The following is a 17,784-nucleotide window of genomic DNA, read 5'->3' on the forward strand; positions in this document are numbered from 1 at the left end:
ACATTATCAGTTGTGATTGGCCTATTAATATCTAATTAATACCTATTAAAAAAGGCTGATCAGTGTATAGTATAATCATCAGTGGAATTGGAGACTAATTATGTCAAAATCAGCTTCAGTTCTGAGAGAACACGCTTGATTTCTAACATCAGTAATCCTTGTTTGGCAGTTTCACGAGCTAAAACTAACAATACAGCTTCTTCGCCACAGCCAGTAAGGATACCAAAACCTTTGTTACCTTCAACAAAGATGCGGTCAATATTCCCTCTAGATAACTCTAGTCCAATACGTTCCCCTAAAGAAAGCATTGAGGCTGACATTGCTGATACTCTTTCTTCATCCATTCCACCAGGTAAGCTGGTTCCTAAAGGTAGACCGTCGGGAGTTACTAAAGCGGCTCCCTGAACGTCGGTTGTTGCAGTGACAAAATTCTGCAAAATTATGTTTAGCTTTTCTGCGTTGATTGCCATTGTATGATGCCCCCTGGTTTAAAAATTAGTAATATTTGAATAAGTAAGATCCGCAATAGTGGAACTGGGAAGAGCAACATTTGTGCTGTGAGTTCTCTATGTGATTTAATTATGCTGAATATCACATTAAAGTCAAACCGAGTAAATACCTATCTTATGGAAACAATTCCAAATTTATATAGGTAGATTCTGGGCGTATCAGTTCAGTTATAATAAATTTTCTTCTGATGAAAATTAAACTAGTAAATATGCTATTATATTATACGTATTTATATAAATTTTTTGTGAGTATTTACTCATTTTTTATTAATAAAAATAAACCTAAAGCTATTGAGTTAATATATAGTATTGGTATGTAAAGATTTTTAACTATTTTTATCTAAATACCCTAAAAATGTATGTGCGATGATGGCTGCTTGAGTGCGATCGCGCAAGCTTAACCTGTTTAAAATGTTCGTGACATGATTTTTCACAGTCCCCTCAGAGATATAAAGTTGCTGGGAAATTTCTCGGTTATTAGCACCGATAGCAATTAACCGCAGAACCTCTTTTTCTCTGGGTGTAAGTTCAGCTAAGTTCGGTGGTACAGGTGGTGACTGAGTTGCTGTCACTGTGGAAAACTGAGTTACCAATTTTTTGACTATTCCGGGGCCGAGTTGTGTATATCCCTTATAAACTGCACGAATAGCCACAGCTAACTCTTCTGATGGTGTATCTTTAAGCAAATAACCCATTGCGCCATTTTGTAAGGCTGCTTTGATATATTCATCATCATCAAAAGTGGTCAACACTAAAATTTTGATTTTTGGCTGACGTTTTTGAATTTCTCTTGTAGCTGCAACCCCATCCATAATCGGCATTCTGATATCCATAAGAATGACATCAGGTTGTAGTTTTTCACTCCTTTTAATTGCTTGTTCTCCATTTTCTGCTTCCCCAATAATTTCTAAATCTGGTTCTAGTTCTAATAAGGCTTTTAATCCTTGACGAATTAAGTTCTGATCATCAACTAATAAAACTTTAATCATCTTGTCAAGCTCAATAAAGGAATATCAACTATAACTTGACAACCAGAACCGGGTTGACTATTAATCATAAATTCACCTCCTAGAGCTAAGGTGCGATCGCGCATACTTTGCAAACCAAAACCAGTAGTATTTTGCATAATATTAAAACCTCTGCCATTATCTTCAATTATTAAATGGAAACGTCCTTTAGTGGTGGTGATTTCTAATTTAACTGCTGATGCGTCTGCATATTTAGAAATATTTGTCAATGATTCTTGAATAATCCGATAAATAGATATAATCACCTCAGATGCTAGAGAATATTCTAGATGAATATGACAAGTTGGGGTAATGCCATTGGATCGGTGAAAATCTTCTAGAAGAATTGCGATCGCTTGCTCTAAACTTTGGTCGTGTAAAGGATTATAGCGCATAGTAGAAACAGACTGACGCACATCACTAAGGGATTTAGAACCAAGTTCTTTAGCTCTGGCTAAGAATATTTTCGCTTTAGCAGGTTGAGATTCCCATAATTTTAAAGCCGTTTCTAATTGCAAATTTAAAGCTGTTAAAGAATGTCCTAAAGAATCATGTATTTCTCTAGCAATGCGATTCCGTTCTTCTAGAGTAGCCTGATTTTCAATCTTCAAGGCATATTGACGCAGTTTTTCGTTAGCCAGAGCTAATTTTTCCCGACTTTGCCTTTCAGCTATAATAGTATTCATTAATAGTAAAATAAAAATTAAACTCAAGCCAAAAATTAGCGCCAAACTGAGAGGAAAAAACCGGAAGCGTTCTTGTGCATGAGGTGGTAGTGGGGAAGGCGATTTAAATAAGCGATGTCTGAGTGTGAGTAGAAATAAACTAAATGATATACTTGTGACAACTAGTCTTCCAGGTAATTGGAAAATTAAGCAACTGCGAGTCACTAAAATTATATAAAGAAACGGAAACAACCTGGCAATTCTCCCCCCAAAAAATCCAGTGGTGACAATTAAGAAAACTTGACAGGCTGTATAAATGAATTTACTTAAATAGTTACTGGTGGGTAATCGTAAACCCATAATTCCAAAAATAATCAGACTACAAATAGTTAATTCTGGAAAATTAGTATTAAAGCGCGGGGAGGGAGATGGTAGTGCAGCTGTGAAAACTGCGATCGCCAGTAAAACCCACTCCAAATATAATAAAAATCGGAAAGGATGATTTTTAATGTGAATCGGGGGAGCCATAAAATTAGTAATTATGATGCTGACAGTTATTCGATCATAGATAAATTCTGGCAATTAAAATTTAATCAAACAACAATAATTTTTATCTCAGAACTTACGCAAAAACTCTCTCACATCCTGATTTCTCTGTGTCCTCTGCGTCTCTGTGGTTTATTATTCCGTAAATATATCTTTACGGCAACTTATATATAATCACCAATGCCAACTTTCCTTAATTAACCATGACTTTAGTCACCTGTGGAATCGTGACTTTAGCCTGATGTCACTGTGACTGGTCATTTCTTATGATGGTGGCATGAAAACATTACACGACAAAAAATCAGTTATGAAACTTAAGCCATTACCACTAATAGCAGCCGCAATTACCTTAGCTGTTACAGCAATACCGTTTGCTGCTCAAGCACAAATGAGATCCTTCTCACCTCTACAGATGGCACAAATGTCCAAACCAGGAGGAGGTGAAAAAGGTGGTCGAGGTTTCGGACGCTTAAATTTAACAGATGCTCAAAAAGCGCAAATGCAGACAATTAAAACCAATACTCGCGCTCAAATAGAGGGAATTCTCACAGCAGAACAAAAAGCAACATTGCAAGCTGCAAAAGAAGCACGTCAAGCTCAAAGACAAGCCGGACAAGGACAAAGACAAGCACGCCGAGGACAACGAGGAGAAAAGGGTTTCGCTAATTTAAATCTGAGTGAAGAACAGAAAACCCAAATGCGCCAAATTCGGGAAGCCTCTAAAGAACAGATGTTAGCAGTCCTAACTCCCGAACAGCGTCAACAAATGGCAGAAATGCGCCAAAATATGGAATCGCGCCGTCAACAACGCAATTCACAATAATTTTTTAACCTACTTGCAGAATCAGGGAACAGGGGAAATCATGCCTCCCCTGTCCTTTTTTCATTTCTAGCACAGCCAATAAATAAAAAATTCTACCAATAGCTAGTAAAAGAGCCGAGTTATGAGTTATGAGTTTAGTGAAAACTCCTAGCTTGATAAATATGTCTCCAGAATTTGCCATTGGTAGTAAAGTCAAAGTTGTAGCACTACCGCCCTACGTCAAAACCGCAGATCCCATGCCTATGCTTCGCCCGCCTGATGTGATTTCCATCGGAGAAGAGGGTATCGTGATTGACCGCCGACCTGGAGGATATTGGGGTATACATTTTGCCAAAGGAAGATTTCTTTTGGATAGCCAATACATTGAAAGTATAGATACCGCACCGGAATCTCACAACGAGTAACCAATAATTGTAAACTTGTGTAAAGTTGTCATTTTGGTCTGCACGATGATTTTTCGGCGCAATTTTTTAAATATATTACTGGTAAGTTGTTTTGCGGTAATCAGTTGGTTGCATCTTACCCCGGCTGCTGATGCTATGGGTGGTAAACTTCCAGAAATAAACCAACCTGCACCAGAGTTTACTTTGCCTACTAACACAGGTGATGGCAATGTTTCCCTGTCTGACTGGCGGGGTAAGTGGGTAGTTCTATATTTTTATCCCAAAGACTTTACCTCTGGTTGCACTATTGAAGCTCGTCGTTTTCAACAAGATTTACCCAAATACATCGCCAAAAATGTTCAAATTATTGGTGTTAGTGCTGATGATGTTGATTCCCATGCCGAATTTTGTGATTCAGAGGGGTTAAAATTTCCCCTTTTAGCTGATACCACTGGTGGGGTGAGTAAAGCCTATGGTTCTTGGATCGGTGTTGTCTCGATGCGCCATAGTTTTATTATTGATCCCCAGGGAATTTTACGTGAGACTTTTGTAAAAGTTAACCCATCAATCCACAGTACAGAAGTTCTAGCGGAACTGGAAAAATTGCAGTCCTCGGTTTCTTAGCGATTATCTATTTTCACCTTTTGCCGCCAAGAGCGATCGCCAATCGGCGATCGCCTGTTCTGTCCACAACCAATTCTGACTCAATTTATTGATCTGGAAATTCACCGGATCATTACTCATCACCAATTTTCTCAACTTAATAGCCTCATTAATATATTGTTTTTGTTTGTTAGCCCCCGGTTGATCAGATGCAGATGTATACATTCCCAAAGCTAATCCAGCATAAGCAGTTAAAGCATCCTCAGATAGTTTAGGATTTACCGCTACTGGTTCAGAAGAAGCCGTATTTTGCTGTTTGAGAGCTAAATTCAAAGCCGTAAACCAAGAATTATTCGCTCGATTCAGATTATTTTCTGCATAGTAAGCAAATCCCAAAGCATTATTATATAACAGTGATTCTGGCTGAGATTTCACTGCATTTTCCCAATAACGCCGCGCATCATCAATACTATATTTCTTGTCACCAGTCTGGATAAATTGCCATGCTAATCGCCCTTTGAGAAAGTTAACAGCTGGATCATCAATTTGGTTTGGTGGAATTAAATTCAGGGAACCTTCAGCAGGGGATAGCGCACCCCGATTTAGCAGTTCTTCCACCACCTTCAGCCCCTCTTTCAAGTCTCCTTGGCTTAACTTTTCTGTAGCTATAGCGGTGACAATTCCAGTATCAGCCTTCGTGATATCGGTTTCTGATTGATTTGGGGTGATTTGCGATTTAGGAGGAATACTCGGTATATATTTAACCGATGCTTGACGATTTTGCCACCAACCCCAGCCCATCATCAGAGCGATCGCACTTAGTCCGACAACACCCAAAATACCGACAATCGGTTTTAGTTTATAACGGGTACGAGGTCGAGGAGTCGATACTGATTTTTGTTGTAAAGACGTACTATTTCCATTAGCTTGGGCAGATTCTGGCATTTCTCCCCAGAAATCCACTGGTTTCTCTGTGTCAGCAATATCTTCACCACCCCCATGATCCTGAAAAGGCTGATCTGTGAGTGGTGCAACAAATCCCCGATGCAGTGGTAATTGCTCATTTGTGCCTTTTTGCTGATCTAGCTGATTAAACAGATCCGAAACCAAAGCCGAATCCTCTGCATAATAAGCATCATCATCATACTCAATCTCATCGACTAAATCGCCCCAAGTCTCTTCACCTAACCAGTCTAATTCCGAAGAATCATCCCCAAAGCCAGAAGGAATCATCTCATCAATAGATGAACTGATATTGGGATCATCCGCCTTAGCAAAATAGTTAACAGTGGGATTTACAGCCGCAGATTGATTTTGACTATATCCATTCGCCGAGTTTGCAGTTGAAGGTATATCTGGACATAGTACACCGTCAAAACTTTGTTGCAGATAGAGAATTGGTAACGCCCAGTAACTCTGGTGAGAACCATAAGCAGAAATTAATCCCTGACGTACCCGACTCACACACAAATCTACAGGATATCCTTGGCTGAGATTACGGTACAGCAATTGGGTTAACGTCAGCGCCACCTCATCAGGGATTCTTTCGGACATTCCTAAAACGCCCTTAATACCCCGCCTCACTAGACTTTCTGTCAAATTCCGTTCAGCCGTTATATCCCCAACACCATCGGATGTAGCTGTGTATGTTCCCCAACAGGAATTAAACACAGCCATTTGAATATTATTATTCACCAGCAAGCCGGCTAAATCATCACCACTCAGGGTTTCTGTTAAGCCAGTTTTTCTGCTGACCAGATAAATTTGTCCCCCATTCGGTCCTAAGTTACTATGACCAGAATAGTGTAGAACTTGGAATCTTCCTTGTTCTAAAGCTTGGGTTAATTCTTCTCTCCCTGGTTGGTCTAATAACGTTAGCTCAATATCCGGTAAAGGATTGCCATTTGTCTCAGTTTGTGGTGTGCGGCGCTGAAGTTCAGCTTGTAGGTTAATAGCCTCTTGTTTGAGCAAGTCTAGACGAACTTGATCAGGTGGGGAAGCCAGAACCATTAAAACTTTTACACCAGTAGGACTTGATATTTTTGGTCTATTTCTGGATGGTAAACGAGATGCAGCCATCATTCCGCTTTGGTAGCGGGAAAAAGCAATATAAGGGCCAGTAGCCAGAGGGCGATCGCCAGCGTGCATCACTTCCCACGGTAGACGTGCTAACCTAATATCTTTTAGCCCCAAACGTAGCCGCAGCACTTGTTGGTGGTTCTGGGCAATACCTTGAGCCGTAATCCAACTATCTCGCAGAGTACCTTGAAACAGTGCATTATAGAACTGCTGTCCCAATGCCACCAGATTAACAGAGTTTCTGGCGATCGCCTCACCCTGCAACACCGACTTTAGTGGGTCATTCATCAGATGACCGGCAGATGCTAACCACTCAGTTACAGGCCAGGTTACCAGTTCTTCTGCCAATGGCACCCCAGGCGCGACTTGTTCCGTCCGTACCAAGTAGTCATTCTGCCCTACTGGGGTTACGGAGATATGAAATTCCTGGGTCACAACTTTTCCTGTTCGCCTCCTAAATCTAGCTTGAAACGCGAAAGTTTCAATTCGATTTTTCGCTCCTTCTGATACCTTAGATGCATCCTGTTACTGAATGTTTCTCAACCAGCTTATTTTGCTCCCTCGGCTATAAGTTTATCTACATTAGCTACCACCTGCCTACAAAAATTTTTGAACAGGTCAGCCAAAAACCCTTCAGTTTTAGCCAATTACCAAAAAAATGGGTTTAAAGCCCCGTCCTGTCCTTCTAGGAAGGCTTTCTGATATAGTAGTGGGAACAGGCAGGGCATTGTCTGTTAGGCGAGATGGTGTAAGACTGGCTATGCCTGCAACTGTTGTTTGAACCCAGAATCTCCGCACTTTTAGGGCGGGGAGTATGTCAAGAAAGTAACCACATCAGCACCAGGCGACTAGAAGTTACAGAAACACGCAGAAAAACTGGACTATACCAGTTTAAAACCTTAATTTTCCCAATTAACCCTAAGCGGAATGTGGGTTGTATAGCTGCTATTTCTCACCACTAAGGCTTAACACCCGTTGGGGGATTTTTTTATGAATCTGAAATTTATCCGGAGAATGGTAGATGAGCCGCGAACATTTAATTGGTAGATGCACCCTGATAACTAACTCCCCTGACTGGCTAACACCGTTTAGGGGATTTTTTTATGAATCTGAAATTTGTCCGGAGAATGGTAGATGAGCCGAGAAGATTTAATTGGTAGATGCACCCTGATAACTAACTCCCCTGACTGGCTAACACCGTTTAGGGGATTTTTTTATGAATCTGAAATTTGTCCGGAGAATGGTAAATGAGCCGCGAACATTTAATTAGTAGATGCACCCTGATAACTAACTCCCCTGACTGGCTAACACCGCTTAGGGGATTTTTTTTGTGCCATCAACACGATTTATGCGACTTTTGTCCGGAGAATGGTAGATGAGCCGCGAACATTTAATTGGTATATGCACCCTGATAACTAACTCCCCTGACTGGCTAACACCGCTTAGGGGATTTTTTTCCCGTTAAGGGACTACAAAATTAGACAACATCCACAAAGATAACGCAGTAATTTAATTTTAGCCAACTGTTAACGGTAACTATGATGATGCATTTCTCCGGAGAATGGTAGTTGCAGCCTGAAGATTAAATTGGTAGATGCAACTTGACATTTAATTCCCCTGCCTGACTAACACTCATTCGGGGATTCCTACGAACAGCAACCATCATATCATTAATGATAATTTTGTCCAGAAAAAACTCAATTGTTGAATCTCAAAACAGATGCTTGAATAATGCTTCCTGATAATTAACTCCCCTAAACTGCCACCAGTAGGGGATTTTTTTATGCTGGGTATAACCAACATTCCCATTTGTGACAATTTTATCCGGAACATGATATTCATTCCTAGAAAAGTTTATTAGTAGATACACCCTGATAACTAACTCTCCTGGCTGGCTACCACCAGTAAGGGATTTTTTTATTCAAAAAGAATGATAACAAATCTTAGGCAAGATTTATCCGGAGGCATGGACTGAAACTCAGAACATTTAATTGGTGGATGCACCCTGATAACTAACTCCCGTAGGGGTAAAGACTTAACCGAGTGTTTACAGAAAGTCTTTCGCTGATAGCGTCGCTTCACTTGTAGCTGCTTAGGCAAACATTATAACGCAAAATTCTAAAAATATTCTACTCTGGATAATTTTTTATTACTATTAATGTCATAGTTTATTGACTAAACTGGAATTGTAACCGTTTTTACAAATATGTAGTAAGTTTCAGATATGAATCAAAAAATGCAAACTAACGGTTCCTGTTTTCCCGATATCAAGGATTTGACAGCTAGCTGTTTTGACCTGTGATTCTCAATTAGAGACTGCTAAAGAATTAACAGAGGACTAAACTTATTAGTTTGTTAACAATTGGTTTATATAAGAAATTTCTTGGTTTTCACGCCAAGTTAGCTTTTGCATCCCTTACCAATTATGCCTGAGATTATCTTAGCACAATTATCTATCCACATAATAAGCCTAAACATCAAGGAGTGTCTACATATCTTGACAATTATTGGTAGGGAGTGGGCTGGCTGTGAGGGTGAAAACTAGATGACCTCAAATGATTCAACTTCCAGAACGGGTCCAATCATAGCCATAGTCATTATATCTTCTCGCACCTGTCCGATAACTTTTGCTGTTTGTCCGGCTTGGAGTAAGTTTTTGTCAGCACCTCTGAGGATTTCGTAAGTAACACCTTCTTCTGTGACTAACGCCCAAGCGCCAGTACCAATATTTCGGCGTTGAATTGTACCTGTGACTGTAATTTTCATATTTTAGGGAGTGGGGAGTAGGGAGTGGGGAGTGGGGAGTGGGAAATTACCAGACAGTTATTATTCTGAACAAGCTTTTCTCTTCTCTCCTCTCCCTGTTCCTGTTTTTATTCTTTGATTATGCGGTTTGAGTTGCGGTTTTTAATGCTAAACGCGCTATTCCATAACAGAGTACGGCGTTAATTATTAAAAAACTCCGGGCTAGGTAGCTACTTCCTAAGCCCCATACTGCTGGGTCGTAAATGGCACTAACTGTTAAAAATGCGGCGAAGCCTAAGCTGGAACCAATGGCAAACCATTTCCAACTGGGATGCCCTAGTAATAATGCTATTAAGACTATGGGAATGAGGACGCTGGCAAATATGGGGTTTAAGGCGTTCGTGCCTTGTAGGGTGTTGCCTAGTTCGGGAATGGAACTGCCTAAAACTCGGAAAGGCCATTGGGGTAGGTCAAAGATATATAATCCCCGGAGGAAGAATAACCCAGAACTACCTGCAATTAAACCACTGGATAAAGACCAACTCCAGGCGAAGGGGAAGTAAACTCGCAAAAACCAAGCTAGGAAATAGGAACCTAAGACCATGAGGATTTTGGGTACTAGTGCTACTGCACCACCATCTATCCAAAACCGGGGGTTGAGATAACCGTTGTCTCGTAACCACCGGAAGAAGTCTGGGAAACTTATTTGTCCGACGGCGGCTAGTTTAACTGCGGCTTCGGCGTTAAGTTGTCCTGCGCCATAGTAGTTGAAGCTATCTTCTGGGATAACTCTGGCTGATTGTTTGAGGACTTTTAATATTTCGTCTGGTTCGGTGACTCCAGAGGCTTTAATTAATGCTGCGACACCGGCAACGTGGGGGGCTGCCATGCTGGTTCCCTGGAGTCCAAGAAATACTCCTGCGCCGTTGTTGTCTGGGTCGATGGTTTCTTGGAGAATTGTACCAGCTTCACTGCCACCAGGTGCGGAAATATCTACCCCTGCACCAAAGTTGGAATAGGGGGCTTTTTCTCCGTCTGGTCCGAATGCGGAAACGCCGATAACGTGGGGGTAACGTGCGGGATAACTGGCCCCGTTCTGGTTTTCGTTGCCGGCTGCGCCGACTATTGTGACACCTTTGTTGTGGGCGTAGTCAATGGCTTGTTTCATTAACTGGCTTTCACCACCGCCGCCTAAGCTCATATTAATTATGTCTGCACCGTTGTCAGCTGCAAATTTAATGGCTTCGGCTATATCGGCAACGGTTCCGCCACCATTGCCACTGAGGACTTTTAAGGGCATGAGGCTGGCTTCGTAAGCTATGCCTGCTACACCATAGGTATTATTGGTGGCTTGGGCGATGGTACCGGCGACATGGGTTCCGTGTCCGTTATCGTCTGTGGCTTGTTGGCGATCGCTGACAAAATCATAGCCTGCAACAAATTTTGTGTCTAGCAAGTCACGCACGGGAGTTATACCTGTGTCAATTACAGCGACTGTTATGCCACTGCCTTTGGTTTGACTCCATGCGCCTTCCATGCCGATGTTGTGCAGGTTCCACTGTTTGCTGTAATATTGGTCGTTGGGGCTATTTAATCCCGGATTCCCTGAATTATCTGAAGATTGTAAAATATCTTTAAAGGAAGTTGCTTCAGCTGGGAGAGGAATTTTTCTATAGATATAATTTGGCTCGATTAATTGTGTAAATTGGGCGAATTGAGATTTTTGCAGTTTTTTCAGTCTCTGGCGATCGCCTTCAATAATATACACATTATCCGACGCGGAAAATTTATTGTCTAATCGGGGTGTAACGTTGTATTCTTGAGCGATCGCTTGTAATTTTTGCTGTATCACCTCTGCGGGCATATCTTGACGAAAATCTAACACAATCGTCTCAAACTCGCCTTTAGCTGCTAAACCCTGAAAATTCAGGAACCCAAAGACAGCAGCCCCTAACCCGATGACAAACAAGCACAATAATATAAGTCTTTTCATATTAACTGATCACCGCTTTTTGCCAATTTTCTCACTACCATAACTCATCTTCATGCCTGATTGGTGTACTTTGAACAATTTTTACTCAAGATTGAGGAATTTTTAAACAATGGAACGTGGTCTTTTATGGTTACCTTTGCTCGTGGCATTTTTCTGGTTGGCTTGGCAAGGTTCGCGGGAATACCAGAAACTGGAAGCATACCGCCTTTGGGCAGAAGAATTTGATAAATCCAAGTATGATATTTATGCTGTATTAGGTCTCAAAGATCAAAATATAACTTGGGGAAAACCCACACCTAAAGGTCTGATTAATTTAGCAACTTTTTCGTTACTGGATGTGAAAGAAATCCGTCTTTTGGTAGATGATCAAGTCGTAGAAATAGATGATTTTCCCAAAAAAGGTCGCGTGATTCAGTTAGAATTTCTTCTATCTAATTCCTCACCTATACGTATTCCCTTTACAGAAATTCCTCTAGCTGCAAAGTGGGGTAAGTATTTGCAGGGATTTTTGTCAGGCTTAACTTAAGTAGTAAGGTTTCTCTGATGCTTCGGCTTTGTCTCAAGCTTTATATTAAATTGGTATAACTAACAATATTACTAACAGAATAGTCAGGTTAATTATGAAACGGTTGATTCCTATTTTCAGTGTTTTTCTACTACTTAATTCCTGCCTTGATATCTCTAATAATTCAGATCAAATAGATATTGTCGCGCCACCTCAAGGAGAGAATTGTCCTCCAGATACAGTTGTAAATTTACCTGATTCTCAGCCAGAGGGTAGGTTTTATGAGAGGTTTAACTACCATATATATAATGTATTAGGAGATGCTGATACTCTGAAGTTTCAAACTTTAAAACAAGATTTTGTTTTTTGTCGGGGTAATAATACTTGGACTGTACAACCGGGGAGTTTATCACCAGATTTACAGCCACCAAGTAATTATGATGCTGAGGAGTTAGTAAATCCTAGTTTTAAAAAGATTGATTTTCAGGGTAAAACTTATCAGTATCGAGTTTTGCGAGAGCCGCCATTTTCCCTTGACGAAAATAATCTGATTACCAGAGGAAAGGAACCAGAAGCAGCAGAGGATAAAGTGGTATTTGAGTTAATTACCCCTGATAATAAAACCTCTCATAAACAAACAATCTACACTCTCAAGGATTTAAACGCAGCAGCACTAAAAATGGGGTTTTCGGCATCGGGAAATCAATTGGGTTTCCCTCGCATTACCAGTGCTGTGACTTATGGAGAAAGTATTTGGTGGACGGTTTCTTTCGAGCAAGGTGAAGGTAATAACGGCATTGCTACTATTGTTAGTTATGACCCACAAACTAATAAATTTAGTTTAATTCAACCAGAGCAACTTGGCTTTACACAAATTACCGATTTAGTGATTACAGGAGAGGCAAAAAATCCAACTTTCTGGATGGGGACTCAAATTAGTAGCGAAGGAAATCCCTATATCCCCGCCCAAGGATTAGTTGCTTATCGTCCTGATTTACAAAATCCTAATTCTGGTGATTTAACTACATATACTGTGGAAAATAGTCCTTTGGTGGGGGCAATTCCTGATAAACTTTGGTTAGAAAATCAGCAACTTTGGGTGAGTACTGCTAACGGTGTTTGCCAAGTGGCGTGGGAAACTGCTAATAGTGGTGATAGTTGGAATTGTTGGCGATTTGTCGCAATGGCTAAATTACCATCTGAGGAATTACCGCTTTACAGTGCATCGACTAATGAAACTCCGGCTGTTTCTTTATCTCCGAAAAATGGTGACTCAACTGTAGAAGTTTTGTGGTGGAGTCCGGTGGACTTTCAGACTGCTAAAGGACGTTATGAGGTGAGATATCCTGAAGGTTTTACAGTTAATCTGGATGAGGGTGCAAGTCTTGATGAATTTCTTTTAGCACGAGGAAAACTACCTGTTTATTGGGCTGGTGTTTCTTGGCGTTGGAATGGCGTTAGCGCAGCTCCTCCGCAGGAGGCTCGCTTTGTGCGAGGATGGGATGAAGTAGCTGTTAATTTTTTCGGTGGTGGTCCCCAAGGTATTGGTTCTGGCGAATTCTCACCGAATGTTCCCAGGAATTGGAATGCTATGCGTGGGGATTTAGAGTTACTTGAGCTTTCTCCCCAATCTACTAGGTTAAAATATTACTCTGGTTGGGTTGATGAAGCTAAGTTACAACCTTACTTAAGTGTAGTACCCCAAACACTACCGCAAAATCCCCAACCAAATCCTTTGGCTGCACAAGCTGAGAAACTACAATCTCGCCGATAATTTTTATGAATGCTGAAATCACCTCGAAAGTACCTGTGGCTTTAACTATTGCTGGTTCCGATAGCGGTGGTGGTGCAGGTATTCAAGCTGATTTACGTACCTTTGCTTTTCACTGTGTTCACGGTACTAGTGCTATTACCTGTGTGACGGCACAAAATACTTTAGGGGTGGTGCGGGTTGATGCTATGGCTACGGAGGCGGTGATAGCCCAAATTCAAGCTGTGGTGTCAGATATTGGTGTACAAGCTGCGAAAACGGGAATGTTGCTGAATCAAGAGATTATATCTGCTGTCGCCCAGCAAGTGGAAGCATTACAAATTCAGAATTTGGTAGTTGACCCGGTGATGGTGTCACGCACAGGGGCGCAATTAATTGATGATGATGCGGTGAAAACTCTGCGTTATGCTTTGTTACCTCAAGGGGTTATTGTGACACCAAATCGTTATGAGGCGGAGATTTTAAGTGGTTTAACAATTAATAGTTTAGATGAGATGCGGGCGGCGGCTCAAGTTATCCACCGAAATCTCAAGGTAAAGGCTGTGTTAGTCAAGGGTGGCGGGATGCAGGGTAGTTTGCGTGGTATTGATATCTGGTTTGATGGAGAAAAACTGGAAACTTTAATCACAAAACAAGTGGAGACGAAAAATACCCACGGTACTGGTTGTACACTATCAGCTGCGATCGCCGCAAATCTGGCTATAGGTATGGAGTTATGGCCAGCCGTAAAACAAGCAAAGGAGTATGTTACCACCGCACTTACTTACGCCCTAGATATTGGTCAAGGACAAGGGCCTGTGGGACACTTTTTCCCCTTGTTACCAAATTCAAATATCTCTCTATGATTTAATCACCTTACTTTTTAATAATTCTCTAATGCAAACAACCCCAAATTCTGAAACTCATCCTTCCTCTGTGCCACTGTATGTATATCGGGAATTGGCAACGGAGTTACAATCAACACAAGCCAAATTAAATGCCCTCACCCAGCAAAATCAGCAACTAGAACAGCAAAATCAATTACTACGCCGAGAAATTACACAGGTTATCCAGTCTTTTTCACACCTGCAAACATTTGTAGATTCTCATCCCCAACCTAGTCCTCCCCAACCTAATCCTCCCCAAACTCCTGATAAAGTCAAAAACCCCGCCAAACCATCCTCTCCACCGCAGCAAACATCCCGTCAGCGTCAACCATCGATAGTTGATGAAACAAACCATTACTCTAACTTCTCTGCACCAGTAGAAATAAATGACTCCACACCAGAAACATTTTTTATAGAAGAGCAAGAAGTAATGTATTATCCACAGAGTGAGAAAAAAGTCAAAGAATTTAGTGGCTGGTGGTTAGCTGCGATTATCGTGTTAATAATGCTTTCGGCTTTTGGTGCTGGGTATTTTATTGTGCGTCCCTTATTGGAAAACCAAAATCCTTAGTTGATAATTCCGCCAATTCTTCTCAGTCTCTTACTTACGCTTTTTGATAAATTTTGAAGTTAAAAAAATTACATACTAAAACATTAGTCCCAAATTACAACGTTTCCCCTGGGTGAATACAGTTGAAAAAAGTGGTAGTCTTTACATATTTTTGGGAAATAGGGGTAATGGTTACAGTGTCTGACATTATATCTGCTTAGATAGATAAGCGAACCTATTAGAAGTAAGGAGTCGAAATCATGAAAAAAGTAGAAGCCATTATTCGCCCCTTTAAGCTTGATGAAGTCAAAATTGCTTTAGTCAACGCTGGTATTGTCGGTATGACTGTTTCTGAAGTGCGCGGATTTGGACGACAGAAAGGTCAAACAGAAAGGTATCGGGGTTCAGAATATACAGTGGAATTTCTGCAAAAACTCAAGGTGGAAATTGTGGTTGAAGATAGCCAGGTTGATATGGTGGTAGATAAAATTATTTCTGCTGCCCGCACAGGTGAAATTGGAGATGGTAAAATTTTCATCTCTCCTGTAGAGCAAGTTGTGCGTATTCGGACTGGGGAGAACAACACGGAAGCCGTTTGAGCCGACAATGTTGTACTGGTTTGACAAAAAATGTAATTGAGACACTATTTTAGTTGTGTCATTCTAGTCGGGTGCTTTACACACAACCTGATCATATACCCAAAAATGGGGTTTATTTTGTAGTAAGTACTTTAGTTCTTAATTAATTCAAAACTAAAGTACTTACTATAAACTCGCTTTTTGTTGTTAATTGATTTGAGAAGATAGTTTGTGTTTAGAGAATAGACATTGGTAATGAGACTTGGGACTAATTTAAAATCATACTCATGGTAGTTGTAAATTTTAGAAAAGTAATATTCTGTGATTTAGACACAATAGTTTATGTCTAAATATTAAAAATAGTTATGTAATATAAAGATTTTTACAGTTTAATTATAATTATTATTAATCTTGAAGTATGAGTAGTTTTTTGCATAACTATGTATTGATTAATGATTAGTCATAATCTTAAATATAACAGTTTTTATCACCAGGATTGGAAAAAAAGATGCCCTATTGTCCTTGTTGTTCCAGATTACTTTTATCGCACATCCGTGTTTCTGGTCTTGCTTGGTTTTGCCGCCATTGTTGGCAAGATATGCCTGTATATTATCGTGTAAATCCTGGTTTATTAGAAGAGGTTTTTACTGAGAAAATACACATGAAGGCAATCAGAAAATTTATCCCTGTTCAAGTCCAAATATCTCTGACTAGAATAGAGTACAAGATATATCAGGTTAATAACAATGCTATTTGAATCTGGCTTTGATTAGTTTCTAGACAGCTAGCCGTGATTAGGAGGCTATTAACTGGGTTCTAGTACACATCCTCTGAGAAGATTCTGCCATTTTTTTGGTATGTAACTTGATTTAGCGAAAATTGCCATTGAAATCCCCCAGATTAATGGATGGGGTTTATCTCAGAAAATATGGGGTATATTGTCAATACGAATGAAGTTGTATAGGTTCAATCTTCTTCCCATGTTTCACTACTTAATAGGTCAATAATTCTATCCCTGAGTAAAAATTCATTCTTTTCTAGTTCCATCTCAAATAATAGCCAATCTCGATTAGGGACATATCTACATAGCGAGTAAATTGGCTGTTGACGGTCAAGAAGTCCTTTTTTGACAAGTTGACTTGCTTCTTCCCTAATAACCCCAATGTCATATTTAACAATAGTATTCATAGCTTTTTCTTTTGCTTTTCATCAAAAAAATGACATACAACAGAATAGTTTTTGTCTCTATCTTCAAGTTAGCAAAAAAATTAGAGAAAATTGTAAAGAATCAAAACAGTTCAACTAGTGATACCTATAATTTTCTCTTATACGTAAGTTTCTGTTACAGACAGAAATGGCGCTGATGAGTTCAGGCTAGACGAACTCTAGACTTCGACACCTTGGCCAGAATCGCATATTTAAACAGGAATTGGTATCAGTCTTTAGGTAGACACCTATAGAAGAGGGGGTGTGCGTTGCTTTATGGGAAAGTGCTAAAATTTTTCAAAGGTTAGTGCAAAAAACCGCCTGAGTATGGTAATTTACAATGATATTTAGTTTACTTCCTGGCAATTGAAATCACTTCCAAGTATTTGCAAGACTGCCAACTGATTCGCTAGGCTATTAATATCCTATTTGTTTTAGGTGTGCGATGGATTTTGAAAGGAAAGCCACCATCCCAACTGCTAGGGAAAATCTAGAATTTACTCAACCGAGTACTAGTCGTCAGCCACTGGAATTGCTGCGATACACTGAGGCTGTATTACGTCGCCCAGCAGTAGCGACACTGACACCTATATTACCGCCAAAGCTCAGTCAGAAGTTGCAAGTAGCCTCGACTCTGGCTGATGAATCTTTGCAGGAACTAGCCGAAATTAATCTAGAGGAAATTAACGATTGGGATTTGCATCCGGCACGCATTTATATTGGTTTGAGCTTCGTTGGTTTTGGGTCCCTAATCATACTTTTGCTCATGCTTTATGTCAATTCTTGGCATTTAACATTCAATACAATGGAGCAAATACGCCAATATTGGTATGAATATGTTTGCTTTGTCAGCTTGGGTGTGACGGGAATGTTTATTTTGGGTAGAGAAGCGATGCGTCGCAGTTCTCAGAGGAAAAAATTTAAACACCGTTAATATTTGGCGCGAACAGAGGAA

General features: G+C 40.3%; 16 protein-coding genes. 9 read left to right on the plus strand and 7 right to left on the minus strand.

Features of this window, described 5'->3' with window-relative positions:
- Positions 1-98: 98 nt before the first annotated feature.
- The 3 genes from VB620_RS14835 to VB620_RS14845 form a co-directional block, all read right to left on the minus strand.
- Positions 99-470: a roadblock/LC7 domain-containing protein gene (locus VB620_RS14835; protein ID WP_323196925.1), complete on the minus strand. Its 372-nt coding sequence runs from the start codon at positions 468-470 to the stop codon at positions 99-101.
- A 365-nt stretch (positions 471-835) separates the two neighbouring features.
- Positions 836-1,498 (minus strand): response regulator transcription factor, encoded by a 663-nt coding sequence (locus VB620_RS14840; RefSeq protein WP_323196926.1) that lies wholly within the window; start codon positions 1,496-1,498, stop codon positions 836-838.
- On the minus strand, positions 1,495-2,709 hold the full coding sequence (locus tag VB620_RS14845; RefSeq protein ID WP_323196927.1) for a sensor histidine kinase: 1,215 nt from the start codon (positions 2,707-2,709) through the stop codon (positions 1,495-1,497). Before VB620_RS14845 ends, VB620_RS14840 begins: the two co-directional genes overlap by 4 nt.
- Positions 2,710-3,034: 325 nt before the next feature.
- Here VB620_RS14845 and VB620_RS14850 point away from each other — a divergent pair, with 325 nt between their 5' ends.
- The 3 genes from VB620_RS14850 to VB620_RS14860 all read left to right on the plus strand — a co-directional run bounded on the left by VB620_RS14850 (position 3,035) and on the right by VB620_RS14860 (position 4,557).
- Positions 3,035-3,550, plus strand: a complete 516-nt coding sequence (locus tag VB620_RS14850; RefSeq protein ID WP_323196928.1) for a P pilus assembly/Cpx signaling pathway, periplasmic inhibitor/zinc-resistance associated protein — start codon at positions 3,035-3,037, stop codon at positions 3,548-3,550.
- Between the two features lie 161 nt (positions 3,551-3,711).
- Positions 3,712-3,954, plus strand: a complete 243-nt coding sequence (gene sipA / locus VB620_RS14855) for a regulatory protein SipA (RefSeq protein ID WP_323196973.1) — start codon at positions 3,712-3,714, stop codon at positions 3,952-3,954.
- A 45-nt stretch (positions 3,955-3,999) separates the two neighbouring features.
- Positions 4,000-4,557, plus strand: coding sequence for a peroxiredoxin (locus tag VB620_RS14860; RefSeq protein WP_323196929.1), 558 nt, complete (start codon positions 4,000-4,002; stop codon positions 4,555-4,557).
- A gap of 3 nt (positions 4,558-4,560) precedes the next feature.
- Here the strand turns inward: VB620_RS14860 and hetF are convergent, their stop codons facing one another.
- The 3 genes from hetF to VB620_RS14875 form a co-directional block, all read right to left on the minus strand.
- Positions 4,561-7,050, minus strand: a complete 2,490-nt coding sequence (hetF, locus tag VB620_RS14865) for a cell division protein HetF (RefSeq protein ID WP_323196930.1) — start codon at positions 7,048-7,050, stop codon at positions 4,561-4,563.
- A 2,106-nt stretch (positions 7,051-9,156) separates the two neighbouring features.
- Positions 9,157-9,381: a hypothetical protein gene (locus VB620_RS14870; RefSeq protein WP_323196931.1), complete on the minus strand. Its 225-nt coding sequence runs from the start codon at positions 9,379-9,381 to the stop codon at positions 9,157-9,159.
- Positions 9,382-9,499: 118 nt separating this feature from the next.
- Entirely contained in the window at positions 9,500-11,353 is a 1,854-nt protein-coding gene (locus tag VB620_RS14875; protein WP_323196932.1) for a S8 family peptidase, read from the minus strand.
- 109 nt (positions 11,354-11,462) lie between these two features.
- Between VB620_RS14875 and VB620_RS14880 the strand changes: the two genes are divergently transcribed.
- The 5 genes from VB620_RS14880 to VB620_RS14900 all read left to right on the plus strand — a co-directional run bounded on the left by VB620_RS14880 (position 11,463) and on the right by VB620_RS14900 (position 15,644).
- A complete protein-coding gene (locus VB620_RS14880; protein ID WP_323196933.1) occupies positions 11,463-11,879 on the plus strand; it encodes a hypothetical protein in 417 nt (138 codons plus the stop codon).
- A gap of 94 nt (positions 11,880-11,973) precedes the next feature.
- The gene (locus VB620_RS14885) at positions 11,974-13,632 is read left to right on the plus strand and encodes a hypothetical protein (RefSeq protein WP_323196934.1); all 1,659 of its coding nucleotides are present in this window, start codon (positions 11,974-11,976) and stop codon (positions 13,630-13,632) included.
- 5 nt (positions 13,633-13,637) lie between these two features.
- Positions 13,638-14,474: a bifunctional hydroxymethylpyrimidine kinase/phosphomethylpyrimidine kinase gene (gene thiD, locus VB620_RS14890; RefSeq protein WP_323196935.1), complete on the plus strand. Its 837-nt coding sequence runs from the start codon at positions 13,638-13,640 to the stop codon at positions 14,472-14,474.
- 31 nt (positions 14,475-14,505) lie between these two features.
- Positions 14,506-15,066: a hypothetical protein gene (locus VB620_RS14895; RefSeq protein WP_323196936.1), complete on the plus strand. Its 561-nt coding sequence runs from the start codon at positions 14,506-14,508 to the stop codon at positions 15,064-15,066.
- A gap of 239 nt (positions 15,067-15,305) precedes the next feature.
- Positions 15,306-15,644, plus strand: a complete 339-nt coding sequence (locus VB620_RS14900) for a P-II family nitrogen regulator (protein WP_323196937.1) — start codon at positions 15,306-15,308, stop codon at positions 15,642-15,644.
- Positions 15,645-16,589: 945 nt separating this feature from the next.
- On the opposite strand, the gene VB620_RS14905 is transcribed toward VB620_RS14900, so the two are convergent.
- On the minus strand, positions 16,590-16,811 hold the full coding sequence (locus VB620_RS14905) for a DUF4327 family protein (RefSeq protein ID WP_323196938.1): 222 nt from the start codon (positions 16,809-16,811) through the stop codon (positions 16,590-16,592).
- Between the two features lie 463 nt (positions 16,812-17,274).
- Between VB620_RS14905 and VB620_RS14910 the strand changes: the two genes are divergently transcribed.
- Entirely contained in the window at positions 17,275-17,763 is a 489-nt protein-coding gene (locus tag VB620_RS14910; protein ID WP_323196939.1) for a hypothetical protein, read from the plus strand.
- Positions 17,764-17,784: the final 21 nt, after the last annotated feature.

The organism is Nodularia harveyana UHCC-0300 (assembly GCF_034931085.1).
In the GTDB taxonomy this organism is placed as follows: Bacteria; Cyanobacteriota; Cyanobacteriia; order Cyanobacteriales; family Nostocaceae; genus Nodularia; species Nodularia harveyana.

What these genes read in the sequence shown, in the direction of transcription:
- VB620_RS14835 (WP_323196925.1), bottom strand. Translation starts at nt 470, where the DNA reads ATGGCAATCAACGCAGAAAAGCTAAACATAATTTTGCAGAATTTTGTC.
- VB620_RS14840 (WP_323196926.1), bottom strand. Translation starts at nt 1,498, where the DNA reads ATGATTAAAGTTTTATTAGTTGATGATCAGAACTTAATTCGTCAAGGA.
- VB620_RS14845 (WP_323196927.1), bottom strand. Translation starts at nt 2,709, where the DNA reads ATGGCTCCCCCGATTCACATTAAAAATCATCCTTTCCGATTTTTATTA.
- VB620_RS14850 (WP_323196928.1), top strand. Translation starts at nt 3,035, where the DNA reads ATGAAACTTAAGCCATTACCACTAATAGCAGCCGCAATTACCTTAGCT.
- sipA (WP_323196973.1), top strand. Translation starts at nt 3,712, where the DNA reads ATGTCTCCAGAATTTGCCATTGGTAGTAAAGTCAAAGTTGTAGCACTA.
- VB620_RS14860 (WP_323196929.1), top strand. Translation starts at nt 4,000, where the DNA reads ATGATTTTTCGGCGCAATTTTTTAAATATATTACTGGTAAGTTGTTTT.
- VB620_RS14870 (WP_323196931.1), bottom strand. Translation starts at nt 9,381, where the DNA reads ATGAAAATTACAGTCACAGGTACAATTCAACGCCGAAATATTGGTACT.
- VB620_RS14875 (WP_323196932.1), bottom strand. Translation starts at nt 11,353, where the DNA reads ATGAAAAGACTTATATTATTGTGCTTGTTTGTCATCGGGTTAGGGGCT.
- VB620_RS14880 (WP_323196933.1), top strand. Translation starts at nt 11,463, where the DNA reads ATGGAACGTGGTCTTTTATGGTTACCTTTGCTCGTGGCATTTTTCTGG.
- VB620_RS14885 (WP_323196934.1), top strand. Translation starts at nt 11,974, where the DNA reads ATGAAACGGTTGATTCCTATTTTCAGTGTTTTTCTACTACTTAATTCC.
- thiD (WP_323196935.1), top strand. Translation starts at nt 13,638, where the DNA reads ATGAATGCTGAAATCACCTCGAAAGTACCTGTGGCTTTAACTATTGCT.
- VB620_RS14895 (WP_323196936.1), top strand. Translation starts at nt 14,506, where the DNA reads ATGCAAACAACCCCAAATTCTGAAACTCATCCTTCCTCTGTGCCACTG.
- VB620_RS14900 (WP_323196937.1), top strand. Translation starts at nt 15,306, where the DNA reads ATGAAAAAAGTAGAAGCCATTATTCGCCCCTTTAAGCTTGATGAAGTC.
- VB620_RS14905 (WP_323196938.1), bottom strand. Translation starts at nt 16,811, where the DNA reads ATGAATACTATTGTTAAATATGACATTGGGGTTATTAGGGAAGAAGCA.
- VB620_RS14910 (WP_323196939.1), top strand. Translation starts at nt 17,275, where the DNA reads ATGGATTTTGAAAGGAAAGCCACCATCCCAACTGCTAGGGAAAATCTA.